Origin of the sequence: Bacteroides sp. 214, assembly GCF_010501015.1 — a bacterium.
Taxonomy (GTDB): Bacteria; Bacteroidota; Bacteroidia; order Bacteroidales; family Bacteroidaceae; genus Bacteroides.
Map to the genome: position 1 here is coordinate 1 of NZ_QVML01000001.1, position 21,045 is coordinate 21,045.

Genomic DNA, 21,045 nt, shown 5'->3' on the forward strand with positions numbered 1-21,045 from the left:
GTACTGCGTAATAGTGGGAGAGTAGGTAGTCGCCGTTTTTTAAGTTTCCCGTCCGGTTCTTCGATTGATAGAAGAAACAGGGCGGGAAACTTGTTTATATAGGTGTGTATTATAAGAAGTAGGAAGAAGGAGTGTAATTTTTATATAAAAATGTTATTTTAAGTATTTGTTATTCTACTATTTTACTTACCTTTGCGCCGCACTATATTAATAAACATTTTAATGCAAATTGATTTATGAAAACAAAAGTATTATTAGCAGCTGTTGCTGTTATGTTTTCTATGACTTTGATGACTTCATGTGGCGGAAACAAAAGCAATGCTTCTACAGCAGAAACAACTGAACAAGTTGCAGACGAATGCTGCAAGAAAGATTCATGCGAAGCTAAATGCGACTCAACAAGTTGCTGCACAGCTGAAGGTGATTCTTGCTGTCATGCAAAAGCTGACTCTACGCCTTGCTGCAAAGAAGCTGCAAAAGCTGAGTAATTCTGAAAGTAAAAGGAATGAGGGGTATATAGCCCCTCTTTTTTTTGCCCTTCTCATAAATCTAAAGTGATAAATTCGCATTGTTAAGTAAGTAAAACTGATAAAATGATTAATAAAGAAACAAAAAAGTAACATTTGTTTTGTTTATTGAGATTTATTCCTACCTTTGCATCGAGTTAAAAGAAAAAAGAGATGAATCAATCGTTTATATACATTCTACTATCTGGTATTATTATTCTGCTGGGAATCTTCAGTGGAAGTGAGTACTGTATGTAGATATGTAAGATAACAATATACATAAAAGCCTTTCTCACTTCCATGTGTGAAAGGCTTTTTTCGTAAGTAGCATTTCAGTAAATACAAATTAATAACCAATATCGGTATGAGTGACAAATTATTTATTTTCGACACAACATTAAGAGATGGAGAGCAGGTACCCGGGTGCCAATTGAATACGGTAGAAAAAATTCAGGTAGCAAAGTCTTTAGAACTGCTTGGTGTAGATGTTATTGAAGCAGGATTTCCGGTCTCAAGCCCGGGAGATTTTAATTCTATCATTGAAATATCAAAAGCAGTAACATGGCCAACGATATGTGCGCTGACAAGAGCGGTACAGCGCGACATCGATGTGGCTGTAGAATCCTTGCAATATGCCAAGCGCAAGAGAATTCATACAGGTATAGGAACATCGGACTCTCACATTAAATATAAGTTCAACTCTAATCGCGAAGAGATTATAGAACGGGCGGTAGCATCGGTAAAGTATGCCAAAAGGTTTGTAGAGGATGTAGAATTCTATGCCGAGGATGCCGGAAGGACTGATAATGTTTACTTGGCACAGGTACTGGAAGCGGTTATCAAAGCCGGAGCAACGGTTGTTAATATACCCGATACTACAGGCTACTGTCTTCCCGATGAGTATGGCGCAAAGATAAAGTATCTTATGGAGAATGTACGTGGTATAGAAAAGGCTATTCTTTCTACACATTGCCACAATGACCTTGGTATGGCAACAGCTAATACCATAAGTGGGGTGTTGAATGGTGCTCGTCAGGTGGAGGTTACAATAAACGGAATTGGCGAACGCGCAGGAAATACAGCTTTGGAAGAAATCGCTATGATTCTTAAAAGCCACAAAGAGATAAAAATAGAAACAAACATCAATACTCAAAAAATATATCCAACAAGTCGTATGGTATCGAGCCTTATGAATATGCCGGTGCAGCCCAACAAGGCTATCGTAGGACGCAATGCTTTTGCACATTCATCGGGTATTCATCAGGATGGTGTATTGAAGAACCTGGAAACTTACGAAATTATTAACCCCAACGATGTTGGCATTGACGATAGCTCCATCGTTCTTACTGCTCGTAGCGGACGCGCTGCCTTAAAACATCGTTTGTCTGTATTGGGTGTTGAACCTTCTACAGAGAAGCTAGACCAAATTTATGAACAATTTCTGAAAATTGCCGACCGCAAAAAAGATATTAATGATGATGATATTCTTGTTCTGGCAGGAGCCGATCGTAGTATAAATCATCGCATCAAGCTAGACTATCTGCAAGTAACCAGTGGGGTGGGTGTGCGTTCGGTGGCGAGTCTTGGTCTGAAAATTTCGGGCGAGAAGTTTGAAGCGGCAGCCGGAGGTAACGGACCGGTAGATGCGGCAATCAAAGCATTGAAAAAGATAATCAATAGACATATGGTGTTGAAGGAATTTACCATTCAGGCACTTAGCAGAGGAAGTGATGATATGGGAAAAGTACACATGCAAGTAGAATACGACAACCAGATATACTATGGTTTCGGAGCAAACACCGATATTATTGCTGCTTCGGTAGAAGCGTATATTGATTGTATTAACAAATTTGCAGGTGTCGAAAAATAAAAAAATAGCATAACCATTTAATTAATAAAACTATAATATGAGTACATTATTCGATAAGATATGGGATGCCCACGTTGTAACAAAAGTAGAAGACGGACCTACACAGTTATACATTGATAGGCTCTATTGCCACGAAGTAACCAGTCCGCAGGCGTTTGCCGGTATGCGCGAAAGAGGAATCTCCTGTTTCCGCCCTGAGAAGATTTTCTGCATGCCCGACCATAACACACCTACACACGACCAAGATAAACCTATTGAAGACCCCATCTCGAAAACTCAAGTAGATACATTGGCAAAGAATGCCGCCGAATTTGGATTGGCACACTTTGGCATGATGCACCCAAAGAATGGAATTATTCATGTAGTAGCTCCTGAAAGAGGTCTCACTTTACCTGGTATGACTATTGTATGTGGCGATTCGCATACCTCTACACATGGTGCGATGGGGGCAGTAGCCTTTGGTATTGGTACTAGTGAGGTAGAAATGGTAATGGCGTCACAATGTATCTTGCAATCCAAGCCCAAAACGATGCGTATCACCATTGACGGTACATTAAACGAAGGTGTAACAGCCAAAGATATGGCGCTTTTCCTTATTGCACAAATGACAACAGGCGGTGCTACCGGCTATTTTGTGGAGTATGCAGGTAGTGCAGTCAAAGCACTTTCTATGGAAGGTCGCCTTACGCTGTGCAACCTCAGTATTGAGATGGGGGCGCGTGGTGGCATGATTGCTCCCGATGAAGTAACTTTTGAATACATCAAAGGTCGCGAGTATGCTCCTGTGGGCGAAGCATGGGATGCTGCTTTAGCTTATTGGAAGACTCTGAAAAGCGATGACGATGCTGTTTTCGATAAAGAAATAAGTTTCCCAGCCGAAACTATTCCGCCTATGATTACCTACGGAACCAACCCTGGAATGGGCATAGGTATAGACCAAAACATACCTGCTCTAAGCACCATACCCGAAGCGGGACAAGCCTCTTACATTAAATCTCTTGAGTATATGGGCTTTGAAGCAGGCGAATCGTTACTTGGCAAAGCTGTTGATTATGTATTCCTTGGCTCCTGTACCAATGGGCGTATTGAAGATTTTCGCGCGTTTGCTTCCTTAGTAAAAGGAAAGCAGAAGGCAGCCAATATAACCGCTTGGTTGGTACCCGGCTCTTGGGAGGTGGATAGGCAAATCAAGGAAGAGGGTTTGGATAAAATAGTTGAAGCAGCAGGATTTGTGCTTCGCCAGCCCGGTTGTTCGGCTTGCTTGGCTATGAACGATGATAAAATACCGGCAGGTAAATATGCGGTTTCTACATCAAATAGAAATTTTGAAGGGCGTCAAGGTCCTGGTGCCAGAACGTTATTGGCAAGTCCATTAGTTGCTGCGGCAGCTGCAATAACCGGAGTGATAACCGATCCACGGAAGCCTCTCCCTAACCCTCTCCAAGGGAGAGGGGATCTTAAATAGTCTCCTTGTTAGAATAATAATAATGATTAATAACTAAAAAACAGAGCTAATCCTTCTCCCTCTCCTTTGGAGAGGGGCGGGGTGAGGCCCCAATATTATGAAAGAAAAATTTAATATACTGACATCTACCTGTGTACCTCTTCCGTTAGAGAATGTTGATACAGACCAGATTATCCCTGCCCGCTTCCTGAAAGCTACTACCAAAGATGGCTTTGGCGAAAACTTGTTTCGCGACTGGCGATATGACAAACAAGGTAACAAAATAGCCTCATTTGTACTGAACAACCCTACATACGGTGGCAAGATACTTGTGGCCGGTAAGAATTTTGGTTCCGGGTCTAGTCGCGAACATGCTGCGTGGGCTATTGCCGATTATGGTTTCCGGGTGGTTGTGTCTAGTTTCTTTGCCGATATATTTCGCAATAATGCGTTGAATAACTTTGTGCTGCCGGTTGTTGTTAGCGAAAAATTTCTCTCGGAGTTGTTTGCTGTCATTGCCAAAAACCCAACAGCGGAAGTAGAGATAAATCTACCCGCACAAACCATTACCAATAAAGCTACAGGTGCTACTGAGAGCTTTGAAATCAATAGCTACAAAAAACATTGTCTTGCTAACGGATTGGATGACATCGACTTCTTGCTAACCAATAAAGATAAAATAGAAAAATGGGAACAGAACGCCGTAAAATAGAGATAATGGACACCACCCTGCGCGATGGAGAGCAGACGAGTGGAGTATCTTTTGTCTCGCACGAAAAGCTAATGATTGCTCGTTTGCTACTCGAAGAATTGCGTGTAGACCGCATAGAAGTAGCTTCTGCACGTGTGTCCAACGGTGAATTTGATGGTGTGAAGATGATTTGCGACTGGGCAGCCCGTCGCGATATGTTGCAAAAAGTAGAAGTGTTGGGCTTTGTGGATGGAAAAGCTTCGGTAGATTGGATCCGAGCCGCTGGTTGTTGTGTATTGAATCTGCTTTGCAAAGGATCTGAAAAACACTGTCGTCAGCAGCTTATGAAAACTCCCGAAGCTCATATTGAGGATATTAAGGAGGTTATAGCCTATGCCGATGAAATGAATATCGACGTAAACCTCTATCTTGAAGACTGGAGCAACGGTATGAAAAACTCGCCCGAGTACATCTATACACTTATGAATGCCTTGAAGGATACAAGTGTAAAACGCTTCATGTTGCCCGACACACTGGGGATACTCAATCCTATGGAGGTAGCTACCTTCGTTCGTGATATGGTAGAACGTTACCCCGATAAACACTTCGACTTCCACTCGCATAATGACTACGATCTTGCGGTAAGCAATGCTTTTGCTGCTACCTTGAGTGGTGTGAAGGGACTGCATACAACCATAAATGGATTGGGCGAACGCGCTGGTAATGCTCCTTTGGCAAGTGTGCAGGCGATGCTTAAAGATCAACTTGCTATAGAAACCAATATAGAGGAAAGTCGTCTGAATGACGTGAGCCGTGTAGTGGAATCTTATTCGGGTATCATCATACCTGCCAATAAACCTATTGTGGGCGAGAATGTCTTTACACAAGTGGCAGGCGTACATGCCGATGGCGATAACAAGAGTAATCTGTATTGCAACGACTTGCTCCCCGAGCGATTCGGTCGTAAGCGTGAGTATGCGCTTGGTAAGACTTCGGGTAAGGCGAATATCCGTAAAAACCTCGAAGACTTGGGTTTGAATCTGGATGAAGAGTCTATGCGCAAGATTACCGAACGCATCATTGAGCTGGGCGACAAGAAAGAACTTGTTACGCAAGAAGACTTACCTTATATCATTTCTGATGTACTGAAGAACAGAGCTGTTGCCGAAAAAGTGAAACTGAAAAGTTATTTTGTTACCTTAGCACATCGTTTGCGACCTATGGCAACGCTTAGCATAGAGATTGACGGACAACTGTACGAAGAAAGCTCTTCGGGCGATGGTCAGTATGATGCCTTTGTTCGTGCATTGCGCAAGATTTATAAAGTAACTCTCGGACGCACGTTTCCGATGTTGATAAACTATGCGGTAACCATCCCTCCGGGTGGACGAACCGATGCTTTTGTACAAACCGTTATTACTTGGAGTTACGAAGGTAAAGTGTTTCGCACCCGTGGTTTAGATGCCGACCAAACAGAGGCTGCTATCAAAGCCACTATAAAAATGTTGAACTTACTCGAAGATTATTAATAAGCAAATACATAATTTACGTATGAAAATGAATATAGCGGTTCTTCCTGGCGATGGAATTGGACCTGAGATTATAAAAGAGGCACTTGATGTAACCCTTGCTGTGTGTGCTAAATTTGGACACGAAATAACATATGAATATGCTCTTTGTGGTGCAACAGCTATCGATAAAGTGGGTAATCCATATCCCGACGAAACACATGAACTTTGTTTGAAAAGCGATGCGGTGCTTTTCGGAGCGGTTGGCGACTTGCGTTTCGACAATAATCCAAGTGCTAAAGTTCGTCCCGAACAAGGTTTGCTTGCTATGCGCAAAAAGCTGGGGCTTTATGCCAATATACGACCTGTGGCTACATTTGAGTCGCTCATTCACAAATCTCCGCTAAGGGCTGAATTGGTGCGTGGTGCCGACTTTATGTGTATTCGCGAACTTACCGGCGGACTTTATTTTGGTCGCCCGCAAGGTCGTTCCGAAGATGGTAACACAGCCTATGACACTTGTGTATATTCTCGTGAGGAGGTAGAACGCATTGTTACCCTTGCCTACGAGTACGCCATGAAGCGCAGGAAAAAACTAACAATCGTAGATAAGGCGAATGTATTGGCAACTTCTCGTTTGTGGCGCGAGGTGGCAAAAGAGATTGAACCCAACTATCCCGAAGTAGAAACCGAATACATGTTTGTAGACAATGCAGCGATGCGTCTTATTCAGTGGCCTACCTCTTTCGATGTAATGGTTACGGAGAATATGTTTGGCGATATCCTTACGGACGAAGCTTCGGTAATTACCGGTTCAATGGGATTGCTTCCTTCGGCTTCTATCGGTACTTATACCTCTGTGTTTGAACCTATTCATGGTTCTTGGCCACAAGCAGCAGGACAGAATATAGCCAACCCGTTGGCTACAATCCTTTCGGCTGCCATGATGTTCGACTATGCGTTTGGACTGAAAAAAGAGGCAGAACTGATTCGCGAAGCAGTAGATGCATCCATGAATACCAACGTACGTACGCAAGACATACAAGTAGAAGGAGTAGAGCCTTATTCTACTTCGGCAGTAGGTAGCTGGATTGTTGAGTATATCAAAAAGGCTTAATCGTCCGTTTCGGCTTCGCACTGTATGCTATCTAACTCGAATTCGAGTGTGGCATGTCCTATGTTTAAGTGCTTGAGCTTGTGGCGGATGGTGCTTTTGATACTTTCCATGTTCTCCAAATTGTCTATCACGATATGTGCCGTAAGTGCGGTTTCTGTAGTACTGATAGCCCAAATATGCAGGTGGTGCACGCTTAATATGCGTGGCACCTCCTCTATTTCCTGTTGTATCTTTTCTGAATTTATTCCTACCGGAACACCATCTAAGGAGAGGCGAATGCTATCGTGTAGCAATCTCCATGTCGAGATAAGTATAACTATCGCAACGACAATACCTATAATCGGGTCGATGATATACCATCCCGTTTTATTGATGATAAGCCCCGAAGCCAAAACTCCAACAGAAACCAGCGCGTCGGCAGCCATGTGCAGGTAAGCGCCTTTCACATTCAGGTCTTTATCTTTATCTTTCAAGAACAAAAACGCAGTGAAACCATTGATTAATACTCCGACACCTGCTACCCAAGCAATGGCTGTTCCTTCTATAGCGGTAGGGTTTTGTAGCTTTTCAATACTTTCAATAAGAATGGCTCCTACGGCTACAAGTAGAATCATGGCATTGAAAAGAGAAACCAACACCGTGCTTTTTTTATATCCGTAGGTGTATTTGTCGTTTGCTTTTACTTTAGATAGTTTGAAGGCAAGCAGGGCAAGCACCAAACTTACCACATCGCTCAGGTTATGCCCCGCATCGGAGAGGAGTGCCAGAGAATTGAACCAGAAACCCGCACCAAATTCTACCAATACGAAAATAAGATTCAGTGATATACCAACGATGAACGCTTTGTTCAGTGAGGTAATGTTTACAGCATGATGATGATCGTGCTGTTCGGCGTGTTTATGACTATGCTGTCCCATGATTATTTAGAATTAAAGAGAACACGAATGTACGATTTTTTGTTTTGATAGAAAAAACAATATCCATATCTTTACCGTTGAAGTTATGAAAGAGGTATGAGTGTCAACTAAAAAAAATGAATGAAATGAGGAAAGTTATCTTAGTTTGTTTGTTGTTTACATCGATAGGCTTGTCTGCGCAGTCGGGCTTTAATAAGAGTAAAATGACGTTTAGTGGAGGGTTGGGTTTGCAGTTTGGCGACTATACTTTGGTAAGCATTGACCCGCAAGTAGGATACAATGTTACAAATTTCTTGAATATGGGCGCAGGTATTAATTACACGTATATGAGCCATGATTATGATGAGCATTACAAAATAAAGAATACCTATTTGGGTATAAATGTATACGCTAAATGTTTTCTGTTTAATTATGGCGTTATTATGATTCAGCCCGAAGCCAACCGTATGTGGAAGACGCTTAAATATGATAGAGGCGAAAAATTCAAAAGCGAAAAACTAGTGCCTACTTGTGTGATAGGTGCGGGTATTCGTTTGGGAGCAGTTACGGCAATGCTGAAGTATGACTTGGCACAGGATAAGAACTCGCCCTATGGTTCAAAGGTATTCTACAGTGTGGGTTATACGTTCAGTTTATAAATAGATTGTTTTATAAATTCTTACATCAGGGTTCTTGGCTAAGTAACCCCAACTATCATTTTGTTAAAGTTCTCTAGAATGCGATAAAATGAGAGGAGTCAACGCGTGGACAGGAAAAATCGCAGGAAATCGGCTTTAGAAAAAACACCTCAAATAGTCTAAAAAACACTCTTGTTACTCAAGATGTGCCCTACAAGGCTTGTGTCGCCTATTTTTCTGACTGTGTTTTGGGTAAAAACACAGTCAGAACATGGAAAGAACACAGTCAGTTCTACCTTCAAACTCAGTCTGTTTTTATTTCTTTGCTTATGGATTAGCAACTGTTTGCCATAAGCAAACGCTCTGAATGCTTATGGAAGATGGGGTGTGAGCTTATGGCAGACAGTCGTTCGTCCATAAGCAAATTCTCTTCTTGCAACCCTGTTCAGGAGGCTTGTGAGGCATGTTGAATGCAATTTGTTAATAGAAAACTTTATTGATAGAAATGCAAAAAGAAAGCTACCAACTGCTTGGTAGCCCTTATTGTGGTGTGTATGGTGGCATTATGCTATATTTGCTCGTGCGGTTTATGTGTGTTCTTGGTATTTTTATTCTACATTCTGAACCTCTTTCATAACCCGTAGGAAGTTTCCTCCCCATATTTTGGCAATCTCTTCTTCGGTGTAACCTCTTTCTATAAGTCCGGCAGTAAGATTAAGTAGCTGTCCGGCGTGCTTGCAACCTATAACTCCGCTTCCTCCGTCAAAATCGGTTCCAATGCCTACGTGGTCTATGCCGGCAACTCTTACGGCATAGTCTATATGGTCCAGTACTTCGTAAAGAGTGGTTTCCCTGCGTTTGGGACTCATGAAGCTACCAACAAAATAAATCTGCACCACGCCACCCTGCTTAGCAAGTGCTTTGAGTTGTGCATCTGTTAAGTTACGGTTGTGATTAAAGATACCTTTCACACCCGAGTGTGAGGCAATAATAGGTTTTGAAGATAGTTTGATAACATCCCAGAAAGTGCTTTCGGAAGCGTGCGAAACGTCAATTATCATACCCAAACGGTTCATTTCTTCTACCACTTTTTCGCCAAAGGGGCTTAGTCCTCCCCACTCATCTTTACTCTTACTGGAGGAGTCGCAAATGTCATTATCCATCACATGGCAAAGGGTTAAGTAGCTTACTTTCAACTTTTTCAGACGCTCTAAGTTCTCAATATCTTTGCCAATCCCATAGCCATTCTCCACTCCAATAAAGAAAGCTTTCTTTCCTTCGGCTTTTAACTGTTCAAGGTCAGCGGGTGTATAGGCTATGGCACAGCGGTCGCTATTCATATCCACTTGTTTATAAACAGCATCAATCAATTTGTTTATCACTTGCACCGCCGAGTCCGAAGAGACTTTCGTTCGTGGTCCTTGATCTACAAAACAAGCCATGAACGCTCCATCGAGCATCCCTTTCTGCATTTTGATAAGCGTTACCTGATTGCGATTGGCTTTGCCCACATCGTAGTTTTTTTCGCGAACAAAGTTGAGTGGTGTGTCGCAATGCGTATCTACCGATAAAAAACGGCTGTGCATCTCTTTTGCTTTGGCAAGTAACTGAGGCGAAAAGGCAACTGTGTCTTTTGTTGTTATCTCCTCTTGGGCTTTCAAAGAATTGTGGGTCATAGTAAGTATGATAAGTAGTGCGAATGCAAATTTTCTCTTCATGAATATCTCTTAAATAGTATGTTTAAACCATTCTTTACCACCCGAAAGACGGCTTGTCAAGACTGCTCCGGTAATGTTGCTGGTGGAGTTGATGAGCGTTGCAGGTACATCACAAATGGTAGAAATTATAATAAGTGGAACAACCAGTTCGGGCGAGAAGCCGAATGCGGAACAAATAAGAATTTCTCCTGTCATACCTCCGCTAGGGATAGCTCCTACTACTGCACCCACAAACAAAGATACACCGATAACGAGGAAAATAGTGCCAATGCTTAGTTCATAGTGTCCAAACAGTGTAAAGAGAAACATAATCTTGATAACTCCGTTCATCACCGAACCGTCTTTGTGAATGTTTGTTCCCAGCGGAACAACCGTTTCGGCAATAGCTGCCGGCACACCTATTTTCTTGGATGCTTCAATGTTAATGGGAATACATGCGGAGCTCGATGCCGTTGCAATAGCTGTGAGCGAGGGAGTGAGTATGTTTTTCCAAAAATCAACAAGCGTTTTCTTTCCTCCGGCAAGAAACATATAAAGCGAGTTCAGCCCGAAGAAACAGATAAATGTCAGTAACATATAAAGAATAAAGACATGCATGTAACCACCAATAACCTGACTACCCACCGAGCCCACCGTGTCGGCAAAGTAACAACCCAAGCCAATAGGGGCGGCATACATAATAACCGTCATGGCTTTCATTATTACTTCCGAGCATGCATCGAGCATAGTGCTTACCTTTTCGCCTTTTTCGCCGGCAAGCGAAACTGCCAGTCCAAAAAGAATGGAGAAGACGATTAGCGGTAGGAGGTTGGATTTATTGAACAGTTCCAAAAAATCGGGTACGGTAAGCATTTGTACAATCATGCTGCCGCTAAGCGAGTTTGTTACAACATCTTGTTCGGGCATATTGGCTACAATTTGCGACTTATCAATATCCTGCAGTGGATTGTAAATCATCATGAAAAGATATCCCAATACCGCTACAACGATTGACATGAGCAGAAATACCAGCATGGTGCTACCGATAACCCTTCCCATCATCTTGTTTTTCTTTATGTTGCAGATGGCCGATGAGATGCTAAAGAAAACCAACGGAACGATAAGAACAAACATTAAATTGAGAAAGATATCGCCTATAGGCTTTACAATGGCTGTCTTTTCGCCAAATATGATGCCGCAAACACCTCCGGTAATTACGCCCGCAAGCAGTAACAGAGAAGACGCGTAGTTCTTTAAAATGTTCATACTCCTTATTGTAATATGGATATTTGCCGAATGGCCTCCAAATATAGAAAAAAAACTTCTTACTTGGTTAATTCTTACTCTTATTCCTTTTATGAGATAAAAAAGACGTAAATCTTTTTGCTTTTTGCTTATAAGTTGCTAATTTTGTCCAATAGTTAATCAGTAAAACACCTAGATTATTAATGGCGAGAAAGTGCGACAGTATTAGAGGATGTTTCTTTTTGTTTCTTTTTTTGTTGTGTACTTCGTCTCTATACGGAATAGAATTGCGCTATTATTCTGTAAAAGAGGGACTTACGGATGAAAAGGTTTCATTTATTCATCAAGACGAGAATCGTTTAATGTGGTTCGCTACAAATAGCGGAGTTTGTACATTCGACGGATTGTCTTTTCAGTCCTTACCGTTTAAAGACAACAAAAACCCATTCGATGACCAATCAGTTATTTCCATTTACGAAGCAGAATTACAACAGTTTTGGATACAAACCCAAGACAAATTGTATTTATACGATAAAAAAGCACAGACGGTAGAATCTTTTGACGAATTTGATGCGAGCTGCAAGGTTATCGTTTCTCCACAAAAGAAAGTATTCGTTCTGAAAACAGATAATATACTTCATTATTATTCCACAAACGGAACTTTTCAAAAAGTAGCTGTAGAAGGCCTCACCAAGAGTGCAGTGTTGGATATATTAGTAGACTCATGGAATGTTCTATGGGTATTTACTAATGATGGAAAGCCCTGCTCGTACGATATTGATGATAGAGATGAGCAGATTGTAATCAATGAACTGGGTGATTTTGAACATCCTGCTAGTCTGCTGTGGTGCTTTCATGAAAAGAATCAGGTATTGTTTGTAGATAATACTTACACTTTGTTTCACTACGATATTTCAACCAACACCAAAGATAGTATTTGCGAACTCTCTCAACAAATTAAAAACTTCGGCGAGGTTACAAGCATAATCAAGCAAGAGCGCAATTTCTTTGTTTCATTAGCCGGAGGATTGTTGATAAAGGCAGGGTTGAACGAAAAAAAGTTGTACGTACTGAACGAAACGTTGCTTTCGGCACCCATCCTTTGCATGTATAGTGATCCTGTACAACAAATACTTTGGGCTGGAACCGACGGCGAAGGAGTAGGGCGTATAACAAACGAAGCACCCGTTCTGGATGTGCTGTCGTCCAAAAATATGGGTTTTCCAATCAACCATTCAATCACCTCTGTCTTTATTGACAACAATAAAACAATGTGGTTGGGCACTGATGGAGATGGACTTATTTGTATAAATGATACAGCAACGTTGCGAAATAAGACCAAATATTTGCTGTTCGATCCCAATAACAGCTTGCTTAACAGTAAAAACGTATTTGCCATTGCCGGAAGCAAGAAACAAATATTGTGGATTGGAACAGACAAAGGTCTAAACTACTACTCGTATCAAGATGAAAAGATAAAGCTATTGCAGGTATTGGCAAATGGAAAACCATTGAAATCAGTGCGCGCTTTATGCGAACAGAATGACTCTATCCTTTGGATTGCCAGTCAAGGTGAAGGTTTGATAAAGGCTTATCTGGCAGGTACTTCTGATGTACCCGTTATTACACGTACCGAACGAATTCCTTTAGAGAGCAAAGGAGTATCTGTTGATAATTTGACAACTATCTATAAAGAATCCAACGATGTTGTTTGGTTTGGTACGAAAGATGCCGGTCTTTTCAGGATAACCCGCACAAAGACAGGTGATGAAGTGAAGAATATCCGTTTTGATAAATATGAAGAGCCGGGGCTGAACACCATTTATTCTATCACAAAGAACATTTATGGTACGTGGATTGGTACAGGTGGCGGACTTATTCAAATGGAGTACAACAAAGAAGAAGTATATAATGAGTCCAATCTGTATCCTTTCAACATAGTACATGGTGTTTTAGAAGATAATGATATAAATCTTTGGCTCGCTACGGATGTTGGTGTGATACGCTTTTGTCCGCATACTCTTGCTACCAACCTGTATGGGCAAGAATCATCTAAGGAAATAACCGTTTTTTCGGAAAATGCCTGTTACAAAAGCAATGGTTTGCTTGTGTTTGGAGGAAATAATGGTGTTGTTGCCTTTGATGCTAATCAATACCTTGGCGATGCGTTTATGCCCGATATTGATATTGTTGGATTAAACTTGTTTGGCAAAGAGTGTAACTTGTACGATTACCTTTCTGTTCGCAAGGGAGTTAGTCGATTACGTTTTGCATACGACCAAAATGTAATCGGGGTAACCGTTGTTGGCAAAGACTTTATATACGGAGATAATTACTCTTATTATTATAAAATAGAGGAACTTGGTAAAGATTGGGTAAATACAGGCTCAGTAAATGTAGCAAGCCTATCTTACTTATCGCCGGGTGAATATACTTTATCTGTGAAGTACAGAAATAACGTAACTGCTCAGCAGAGCAATCCTTTTCCCATTAAAATAACGATAAAACCTTTTTGGATGTTTAGCTGGTGGGCTTATTCGCTTTATGTACTCATTCTGCTTTCGATTGCAGCGTGGTTTGGCTATAAGTACTACATGAAAAGGAGAGCTGCTTCGCTCGAAAATTCAACAGAAACAGTAAATGGTGTATTTTCTATTCAAAACGAATCTACGGCAATAGCTACCAATCCGGTAACAAATAATATCGTAGAGTTGGGTAACGTGCATTTCTCTACTGCAGAAGATAAAGAATTCTATGAGAAAATGCTTAATATTATTGCGCAACAAATGACCGACCCAGAACTTTCTGTAGATGCCATTTGCGTAGAACTAGAACTGTCGAGCTATCAGCTTTATAGAAAGCTACGACGCATTACACAAAAAACTCCTAACGAAATAATACGCGAATATCGTTTTGCTGCAGTGGAAGAACTACTTGTTACCACCGATCTTTCAACGGATGAAATTTTATCCAAGGTAGGTTTAGTGAGTAGAAGTAACTTCTTTAAGCTATTCTCGCTCAGACATGGCATAACGCCTAAACAGTATCGTGAGCAAGAACGGCAGAGAAAAGCAAAAAAGAGAAGGGGGAGGAGCAGTTAAGCTACCTCACCCTGAAATAATTTTTTGCATATACAATCTTTCCACTTTTAGTTATTCCCTCTACAACAATAATAAATACGCCCGAGAAATCGGAAGTATAGAAGCTTACCGGTATGGAGGTCGCGCCGTTTGTTCCTTCGAAGAAAGGATTCCAATATAGTGTATGACGGAAGTCGGGAATCAAAGATTCTTTTGTTTTTGCATCGCTATAGTTCGGACTGGGGAAGAACTCCATATATTCCGGACAATGATACTCTATTAATTGCATATTTCCTTTTAACTGTATTCCGGGTAGGTTTCCTCGATAAGTATTCATAAAAACAATACCATCATACATTTCGCTGGCAAACAAATACCTGCCCTGATATATGTCTAAGGTTTCAATATTCAGCGGATTGTAGTTTAGAATGTAGTCGTGATCGTATAGAGGAACACCGTCAAGTAGTACCAATGTGTTCCCATAATTAAAGCCTCCCATGTCTTCAGAAAAAACTTCGAGCCTTTTTGTGTTGTTGACTTTACGGACTCTTAACCCCATAACATACTCAATAAGTGTTTCGCCTACGGTATTGAAGCGTGTATACTCGTCCAGCTTATATCTTCTGAAACTGTAGTGTGGAAGGTATTTATCGAGTTCTCTTTTATGTGCTAGCGAATCGATGTTATATACTTTGGGTAGCTGTGAAGCAACGTATCTATCCATTAGCTGACTGTTTGGTGGAGCCAGTGTCAATGTTGGCATTGTTTTAGGCTTCATTTCTTCGAATGGCGACACAATGTCCATCCGATAGCCATCATCTTCTTTCGCAGTAATTGCTGTAGATACAATTTCCTGAGGTCCGAATATTCCACGGGTAATGAAGTACGTTTTGTTTTCCTCTTCTTCATTAACCCCGTTTATGTAATGAATCTCATTTCCAACAAACCCAATAGTACCCTGATAGGAGTCTGGAATATCGTTAATAGATTCTCCGGATGCTGACGTTAGTTTTCCTGTAATAATATGTCCTTCGTACTCAGGAAGCCACTTGTTGGCAATTGGTGCTTTCTTGGATGCTTTGACTTGCTCGAACCAGTTGGAATAATCGTAATCGGGAATGTCTGCAACAGAATCATTTCTGTATACGGAGATTGATAAATCGACTAAATCTTCGGGCAACATTTTTAGTGATAGGTTAACCAAAGAGCGTTTGTCATATTCGCGTTTGTCGCTTGTAATGGAAATGGTAGGAACCCGTTCTGTTGTTTTCCAGTTTATTTCCTCTGCGGGTAGGATTTTGATTTTGCTGGTTTTCTCCTGATCCTGAACATTGATAATAGCGATGTCTCTTTGGAAAAAGATCTTTTCGCCTTCATTACGCATATATTGCGTGTATGCATAAAGCTTATAGACACCCGAAGATATATTGTTGGGAATGGTGATTCTTCCGGTTCCAACACCTTTATCCAGTGCAACTTTCCACTGTATATGTGGCTTTTCCGTATCGCATATCTCAATATATCCTACTTTGCTTAACTCCGAAAGATTTAATTCAGAATTGAAGGTGGCAAACTTAAACCAGATATCTTCTCCGGCTACATAATGCTCTTTATCTAAACGTACGGATACACGCTCATTCATTTGTTGCGCTTGTGCAATCAGGTATAAGCTACACAGGCTTATTATGATATATAACTTCTTCATAAACTGAGTCTTCTGTTATTACATTTATTCATGGGCGTTGGGCCAGAATGATGGTTTATTTTTAGTACCTCCTTTTCTTGTACAGTCTAAACATTCTATCCCTGTCCAAAATAAGGCAGGTTGACCCCATTCCGGAAAATACGGATGAGTACCCGAGATAATGAGTTCTTCTACACTTAACCCCCATTCATTCATTCGCTTAGCTATTTCTTCACTCTCTATTTCACTGCAATAATTAGCGATTGGTTTTCGCAGAATTTCATTTGCACTAATAAAACGCTGACAGTGAGTTACATTCATAGAGACATCTATGTAGCCAATAACCTTCTTGCTGGCGCTATTACAAGAAATGTTTCCTTCGATACCGGAAGGAAGCGGAGTGAAAAGTCCACCCATTCCTTCATTCGATTTAATAAGGTCAAGGTAATATTCGTATGCACCTTTGCTTATTCCTTGCTGAACAACTCGCGTGCTGTATAGAATGGAGAAGCGTTCATTTTGGGCATCTTGGCTATATAGGTTCTTGTTAATGAGCCTATTTTCGTTTAGTTTTTCGGTAGAGCCAACTACAATGCTTTGGTTTTTGGACTTTTTCCAGCAATAGTATTTGATGAAATCGCCATAATCAACGTATCTCCCTTGAACAAAATCATAAAAAACAGATGTTGGATATCTTGCCGAGTATTCCCAGTCTTCAATGAAAGACCACATAAAGAAAGCTGCTTCATCTCTTGTGGTGTGTGTAGATGCGGTTATAAACACCTCTTTTCCAGCCCCTGCCTGACTGAAAGAAATACTATCTATCTCTGGCGTTCTTACGGGTTTAATCAGAGTGGACTGATAGGTGTCTCCCTCGTATTGAAATTCAATACCATATGCTACACTTTCTTCCAATGGTGGGATATAAATAAGGTGTTCGCCGTTACCTACATAAGTAGCTTGTTCGCTACGGTATCCATTGTCTCCAACAACATGTAGCTTTACCTCAACATCGTTATAGCCTCCGGGAAGATAATCTTCCTCTAATGAGAAACTTTTGCTAAAGTAGAAGCTGATAATTGAATCGGAGTGAATATTTCCTTCCACCACAAGAATGTTTTCATCGCTCTCGGGGAGGGAAGCGTTAAATTCGGAGATACACGAAGATATCATCAATAGGATGAAGAGTGGGATAAAGTATATTATTTTTTTCATGACACTAGAATTTAATATTATACGTGATGAATGGAATCGCGCTACCGAAGATAGACATCTTATATCCTTGAAGTTTCCCCGATTCCGTAAGGAAATAGATAGAATATACGTTTTTACGTGCTGTGACATTATACACACCAATTGAAACAGAACTGTGGGTCAGTAAGGTTAACTTGTGACTTGGCTCAATATTGAAAGAGATATCTGTGCGGAAATAGTCGGGTATACGATATGAATTACGATCAGTATAGTATACATGTACGGAGTTCAAACGATGGTCATAATACTGTCCGGCAGGAACAGTTGTGGGTCTTCCTGTGCTGTAATCCACATTAACCGACATGCTGTATCGTTCGGTAAACTTGTAGTTTCCAACAAATTTCACTTCGTGCGGCTTATCATACTCGGTTGGATACCATTTACCATTGTTTACAGGGTTTTCAATTAACTTGCTGCTCTGCCTTAAGAACGTACGCGAGTAAGTATAGCCCAACCATCCGTTCAATTTTCCAACAGCTTTTCTAACCATAAATTCTACACCGTATGAGTATCCTTCTGTAGAAATTACATCTGTTTCTATATGATGGTTCATGATAATTTTTGCTTTGTTGCGATAATCTAAATAGTCGTTCATTTTTTTGTAGTAACCTTCAATGGAGAATTCCCATATTTCGTCGGGGGTATTGTAGTAAGCGCCAATGGCTGTTTGCCAACCTTTTTGAGGCTTGATATTGGCATCACTCAACTTCCATGTATCGGTAGGAGACATGATTGCTGTATTGGATAGTTTGTGAATGTACTGCTGCATGGAGTTAAAGCCGGCTTTAATAGAGAAATCTTCGCTAAAGGCATAACGGACTGATAAACGAAACTCAGGAGCATGATATGTTTTTAAGACTTTTCCGGAACCGGCAGTGACAGTATCTGTTACAGTCGATTCGTAAGGAAGTAATCCCGATTGATATTTGTAATAGGTACGTGGTCCTAAGGCATTGAATATAGAGTAACGAATACCTGCATTAACAGAGAGTTTATTGTTGATTTCCCACTCGTCTCCTATATAGATGGCTGTTTCCAGTGCTTTGTCTTTTTGCAATACATCTTTTCGTACAAGAGATTGGTCACCCTCTGGTTCATAGGTTCCTGCATTAATGTTATAAAACATTGATTTCAAACCAAAGTTTACTTTATGTTTATCGAGGTCATAGCTGAAATCTGTTTTAACGAAGAATTGATTAATGTCAAATGATAGTTTATAGGCAGCTGCCTCATTGGTGGTTTCTTTATTCTGGTAGTCGTAATGGTCATATCCAGCACTAAAATAGCCCGCCAGTCTTTCATTGAAAACAGTTCTCCACTTGGCAGATGCGTTTATATTACTGTATGCATATTTCTGGTCTTTATTAAACGAGAAATTGTCACGACTATAATAACCATATACATTGAGGTTGTTTTTAGCGTTTACATTATGCGAGAAAGTAGCGCCTAAATCATAGAATCCGGCTTTTCCATTTTTATATCCACTCTTTTCGGGGAGCTGGTTCAATATCCAGTCAGAGTAAGTGGTTCTTCCACTCAAGAGTAATGAGGTGCGTTCCTTAATTAGCGGTATCTCTAAATTTAGCTTACTTGTAACTAAACCAATACCAGCCGAACCAATAAACTTCTCTTTGTTGGCCTCTTTTCCTTTAATGTCCAAAACTGATGAAATACGTCCGCCATATTGCGCAGGGATACTACTTTTATATATCTCTGCTTCCTTAATCATATCCGAACTAAATGCGGCAAAAAAACCAAATAGGTGATTGGGATTATAAATAGTTCCATCGTTTAGAAGAATCAGGTTTTGGTCGGTTGCTCCCCCTCTCACGTTAAATCCACTCGATGCTTCTCCCACTGTTTTTACGCCCGGCAATGCTTGTATGGCTTTCAGTATATCCACCTCTCCAAGTGCCATAGGGATATTCTTGATTTTTGCAACTTGTAGCTTTTCAAGTCCCATTTGTGTTCCTTTTACATTTTGTATTCTGCCCGAAACAACCAAAACTTCGCTGAGCCAATGTGACTCTTCTTCCATCTCTATATCCAACACTCCATCAGTATGTAGGAGCAACTGGCGGCGTGAGTTTTTGATGTTCATTCCGGTAATATCCAGCTGTACTCTCCCTGCAGGAAGTGTGATAGTGAAGTTACCGTTAACATCGGTAACCGTTGCTGTCCATGGATTTGCCAACACTATGTTTACACCAATGAGTGGTTCGCCACTTTTGAAATCAGTTACTTTCCCTGAGAGTGTAACGTTCTCGGGCTTGTGTCGGGCATACGCATCACCTATTATATATACTTTATTCTCGGAAGTTGCTTTTTCTACAATAATAGATTTATACATTCGCTGCTCCTCATCAGTGGCTTCTTTCTTGTCTGTAAGAAAAATCGGCGAGAAGTGTGTTGTTAATTCTTTGTCTTTTAGAATAAAGATAGCATTGTTGTAAACAGATACTTTGTAAGGTGTGTTGGCAAAGCTCTCTTTTAAGAGTTGCAATACATCTTGACCTGCACTGATATTGCGAACATAAAACGAAGAATCTATCACGGCATAGATTTGTTGTGAACTCTCTTTGGCTATGTTCTTCACCCATTGTTCCACACAAATGGTGTCGGTAGCTATTGTGGTTTCCTGTGCTGTAGCGACTTGCGAAAAGAATAAAGCAATAATTGCTGTTGCAAGTAATATTTGTTTTCTCATCTCTTGCCAGTTTGATAGGTTAATTTTTCGCAAAGTGCAAACACCTCGGTCAAATATTGATCTCTATGTTCTCTCCAACGTAAAGCGCGTTCTTTAGCATATTTTTTTATTTCTTTCTTATGCGAAGGAAATAGCTTGTAAATATTGCTTTTTTTATTGATGGGATAGGCTTTTCCTTCCATTATCAGAAAGTATTTCTTCTTGAAAGAGAAGTAGCTTGTTACCTTGTCGTTTGGTCTGTTTAGTATACACTCTTCACGCAGAAGTAATGTAAGTTCATTTCCTTTGTATAACCTATTGTAATATCCAGAGGCTAGATTCCAGTTATTAGTTATTGGGATGTGCAAAAAATAACTATGGTTAAACGAAAATTCTTTCACATGATCTTTTTCAATAATTACAATATGCCCATTTGGCGTTTTTGCACAAAGGTTATTTTTGTAAAGATCTAATCTTAGCTCAATGTTACTATAATAATTGTTGTTAGTATATACTTCTCCGGTACTGAAATCGGATGTTTTGTGGTACGGGTGATTGTCATAAAACGCAAAGTTATATTGAGACTCTTGCTCACCAGTATAAATAGCAGCATTGCTCTTTACTTTTTCAAAGTATCGATTAACGGGCGTTTGTCCATACAACTGAATCGAAATAATAAAAAAGAAAGCTATTATGCCTGTCGTTATATTTCTCATAAAGTAAGATTGT

The 21,045-nt window shown here is 40.5% G+C and carries 15 protein-coding genes; 8 read left to right on the top strand and 7 right to left on the bottom strand.

Annotated elements, in window-relative coordinates; translation table 11 throughout:
- Positions 1-236: 236 nt before the first annotated feature.
- The 6 genes from D0T50_RS00005 (at position 237) to leuB (ending at position 7,136) form a co-directional block, all read left to right on the top strand.
- Positions 237-488 (top strand): hypothetical protein, encoded by a 252-nt coding sequence (locus D0T50_RS00005; RefSeq protein WP_163220693.1) that lies wholly within the window; start codon positions 237-239, stop codon positions 486-488.
- A gap of 382 nt (positions 489-870) precedes the next feature.
- Positions 871-2,376 carry a 2-isopropylmalate synthase gene (locus D0T50_RS00010; protein ID WP_163220695.1) on the top strand — a complete coding sequence of 502 codons (1,506 nt, stop codon included), beginning with the start codon at positions 871-873 and terminating at the stop codon, positions 2,374-2,376.
- A 37-nt stretch (positions 2,377-2,413) separates the two neighbouring features.
- On the top strand, positions 2,414-3,841 hold the full coding sequence (leuC, locus tag D0T50_RS00015; protein WP_163220697.1) for a 3-isopropylmalate dehydratase large subunit: 1,428 nt from the start codon (positions 2,414-2,416) through the stop codon (positions 3,839-3,841).
- A 97-nt stretch (positions 3,842-3,938) separates the two neighbouring features.
- Positions 3,939-4,532: a 3-isopropylmalate dehydratase small subunit gene (gene leuD / locus D0T50_RS00020; protein WP_163220699.1), complete on the top strand. Its 594-nt coding sequence runs from the start codon at positions 3,939-3,941 to the stop codon at positions 4,530-4,532.
- Positions 4,508-6,040, top strand: a complete 1,533-nt coding sequence (locus D0T50_RS00025) for an alpha-isopropylmalate synthase regulatory domain-containing protein (protein WP_163220701.1) — start codon at positions 4,508-4,510, stop codon at positions 6,038-6,040. The genes leuD and D0T50_RS00025 overlap by 25 nt, the downstream gene beginning before the upstream one ends.
- 22 nt (positions 6,041-6,062) lie before the next feature.
- Positions 6,063-7,136: a 3-isopropylmalate dehydrogenase gene (gene leuB, locus D0T50_RS00030; protein ID WP_163220703.1), complete on the top strand. Its 1,074-nt coding sequence runs from the start codon at positions 6,063-6,065 to the stop codon at positions 7,134-7,136.
- On the opposite strand, the gene D0T50_RS00035 is transcribed toward leuB, so the two are convergent.
- Positions 7,133-8,053 (bottom strand): cation diffusion facilitator family transporter, encoded by a 921-nt coding sequence (locus tag D0T50_RS00035; protein WP_163220705.1) that lies wholly within the window; start codon positions 8,051-8,053, stop codon positions 7,133-7,135. The two genes, leuB and D0T50_RS00035, sit on opposite strands and share 4 nt — an antisense overlap.
- A gap of 125 nt (positions 8,054-8,178) precedes the next feature.
- Here D0T50_RS00035 and D0T50_RS00040 point away from each other — a divergent pair, with 125 nt between their 5' ends.
- Positions 8,179-8,691 (top strand): hypothetical protein, encoded by a 513-nt coding sequence (locus D0T50_RS00040; RefSeq protein WP_163220707.1) that lies wholly within the window; start codon positions 8,179-8,181, stop codon positions 8,689-8,691.
- 587 nt (positions 8,692-9,278) lie between these two features.
- Here the strand turns inward: D0T50_RS00040 and D0T50_RS00045 are convergent.
- Both D0T50_RS00045 and D0T50_RS00050 read right to left on the bottom strand, forming a co-directional pair.
- Complete coding sequence (locus D0T50_RS00045; protein WP_163220709.1) at positions 9,279-10,388, bottom strand: dipeptidase; 1,110 nt, start codon at positions 10,386-10,388, stop codon at positions 9,279-9,281.
- A 9-nt stretch (positions 10,389-10,397) separates the two neighbouring features.
- The gene (locus tag D0T50_RS00050) at positions 10,398-11,633 is read right to left on the bottom strand and encodes a dicarboxylate/amino acid:cation symporter (protein ID WP_163220712.1); all 1,236 of its coding nucleotides are present in this window, start codon (positions 11,631-11,633) and stop codon (positions 10,398-10,400) included.
- Positions 11,634-11,815: 182 nt separating this feature from the next.
- Between D0T50_RS00050 and D0T50_RS00055 the strand changes: the two genes are divergently transcribed.
- Positions 11,816-14,713 (top strand): helix-turn-helix domain-containing protein, encoded by a 2,898-nt coding sequence (locus D0T50_RS00055; RefSeq protein ID WP_163220714.1) that lies wholly within the window; start codon positions 11,816-11,818, stop codon positions 14,711-14,713.
- A 1-nt stretch (position 14,714) separates the two neighbouring features.
- Here D0T50_RS00055 and D0T50_RS00060 read toward each other — a convergent pair whose 3' ends face one another.
- Genes D0T50_RS00060 through D0T50_RS00075 form a run of 4 tightly spaced genes read right to left on the bottom strand, consistent with a single transcriptional unit; the run spans position 14,715 to position 21,032 of the window.
- Entirely contained in the window at positions 14,715-16,397 is a 1,683-nt protein-coding gene (locus D0T50_RS00060; RefSeq protein WP_163220716.1) for a Plug domain-containing protein, read from the bottom strand.
- A gap of 24 nt (positions 16,398-16,421) precedes the next feature.
- Positions 16,422-17,591, bottom strand: coding sequence for a DUF4249 domain-containing protein (locus D0T50_RS00065; protein WP_163220718.1), 1,170 nt, complete (start codon positions 17,589-17,591; stop codon positions 16,422-16,424).
- Positions 17,592-17,595: 4 nt separating this feature from the next.
- Complete coding sequence (locus D0T50_RS00070; RefSeq protein ID WP_163220720.1) at positions 17,596-20,337, bottom strand: TonB-dependent receptor domain-containing protein; 2,742 nt, start codon at positions 20,335-20,337, stop codon at positions 17,596-17,598.
- Positions 20,334-21,032 (bottom strand): hypothetical protein, encoded by a 699-nt coding sequence (locus tag D0T50_RS00075; protein WP_163220722.1) that lies wholly within the window; start codon positions 21,030-21,032, stop codon positions 20,334-20,336. Before D0T50_RS00075 ends, D0T50_RS00070 begins: the two co-directional genes overlap by 4 nt.
- Positions 21,033-21,045 lie beyond the last annotated feature (13 nt).

What these genes read in the sequence shown, in the direction of transcription:
- D0T50_RS00005 (WP_163220693.1), top strand. Translation starts at nt 237, where the DNA reads ATGAAAACAAAAGTATTATTAGCAGCTGTTGCTGTTATGTTTTCTATG.
- D0T50_RS00010 (WP_163220695.1), top strand. Translation starts at nt 871, where the DNA reads ATGAGTGACAAATTATTTATTTTCGACACAACATTAAGAGATGGAGAG.
- leuC (WP_163220697.1), top strand. Translation starts at nt 2,414, where the DNA reads ATGAGTACATTATTCGATAAGATATGGGATGCCCACGTTGTAACAAAA.
- leuD (WP_163220699.1), top strand. Translation starts at nt 3,939, where the DNA reads ATGAAAGAAAAATTTAATATACTGACATCTACCTGTGTACCTCTTCCG.
- D0T50_RS00025 (WP_163220701.1), top strand. Translation starts at nt 4,508, where the DNA reads ATGGGAACAGAACGCCGTAAAATAGAGATAATGGACACCACCCTGCGC.
- leuB (WP_163220703.1), top strand. Translation starts at nt 6,063, where the DNA reads ATGAAAATGAATATAGCGGTTCTTCCTGGCGATGGAATTGGACCTGAG.
- D0T50_RS00035 (WP_163220705.1), bottom strand. Translation starts at nt 8,053, where the DNA reads ATGGGACAGCATAGTCATAAACACGCCGAACAGCACGATCATCATCAT.
- D0T50_RS00040 (WP_163220707.1), top strand. Translation starts at nt 8,179, where the DNA reads ATGAGGAAAGTTATCTTAGTTTGTTTGTTGTTTACATCGATAGGCTTG.
- D0T50_RS00045 (WP_163220709.1), bottom strand. Translation starts at nt 10,388, where the DNA reads ATGAAGAGAAAATTTGCATTCGCACTACTTATCATACTTACTATGACC.
- D0T50_RS00050 (WP_163220712.1), bottom strand. Translation starts at nt 11,633, where the DNA reads ATGAACATTTTAAAGAACTACGCGTCTTCTCTGTTACTGCTTGCGGGC.
- D0T50_RS00055 (WP_163220714.1), top strand. Translation starts at nt 11,816, where the DNA reads ATGGCGAGAAAGTGCGACAGTATTAGAGGATGTTTCTTTTTGTTTCTT.
- D0T50_RS00060 (WP_163220716.1), bottom strand. Translation starts at nt 16,397, where the DNA reads ATGAAGAAGTTATATATCATAATAAGCCTGTGTAGCTTATACCTGATT.
- D0T50_RS00065 (WP_163220718.1), bottom strand. Translation starts at nt 17,591, where the DNA reads ATGAAAAAAATAATATACTTTATCCCACTCTTCATCCTATTGATGATA.
- D0T50_RS00070 (WP_163220720.1), bottom strand. Translation starts at nt 20,337, where the DNA reads ATGAGAAAACAAATATTACTTGCAACAGCAATTATTGCTTTATTCTTT.
- D0T50_RS00075 (WP_163220722.1), bottom strand. Translation starts at nt 21,032, where the DNA reads ATGAGAAATATAACGACAGGCATAATAGCTTTCTTTTTTATTATTTCG.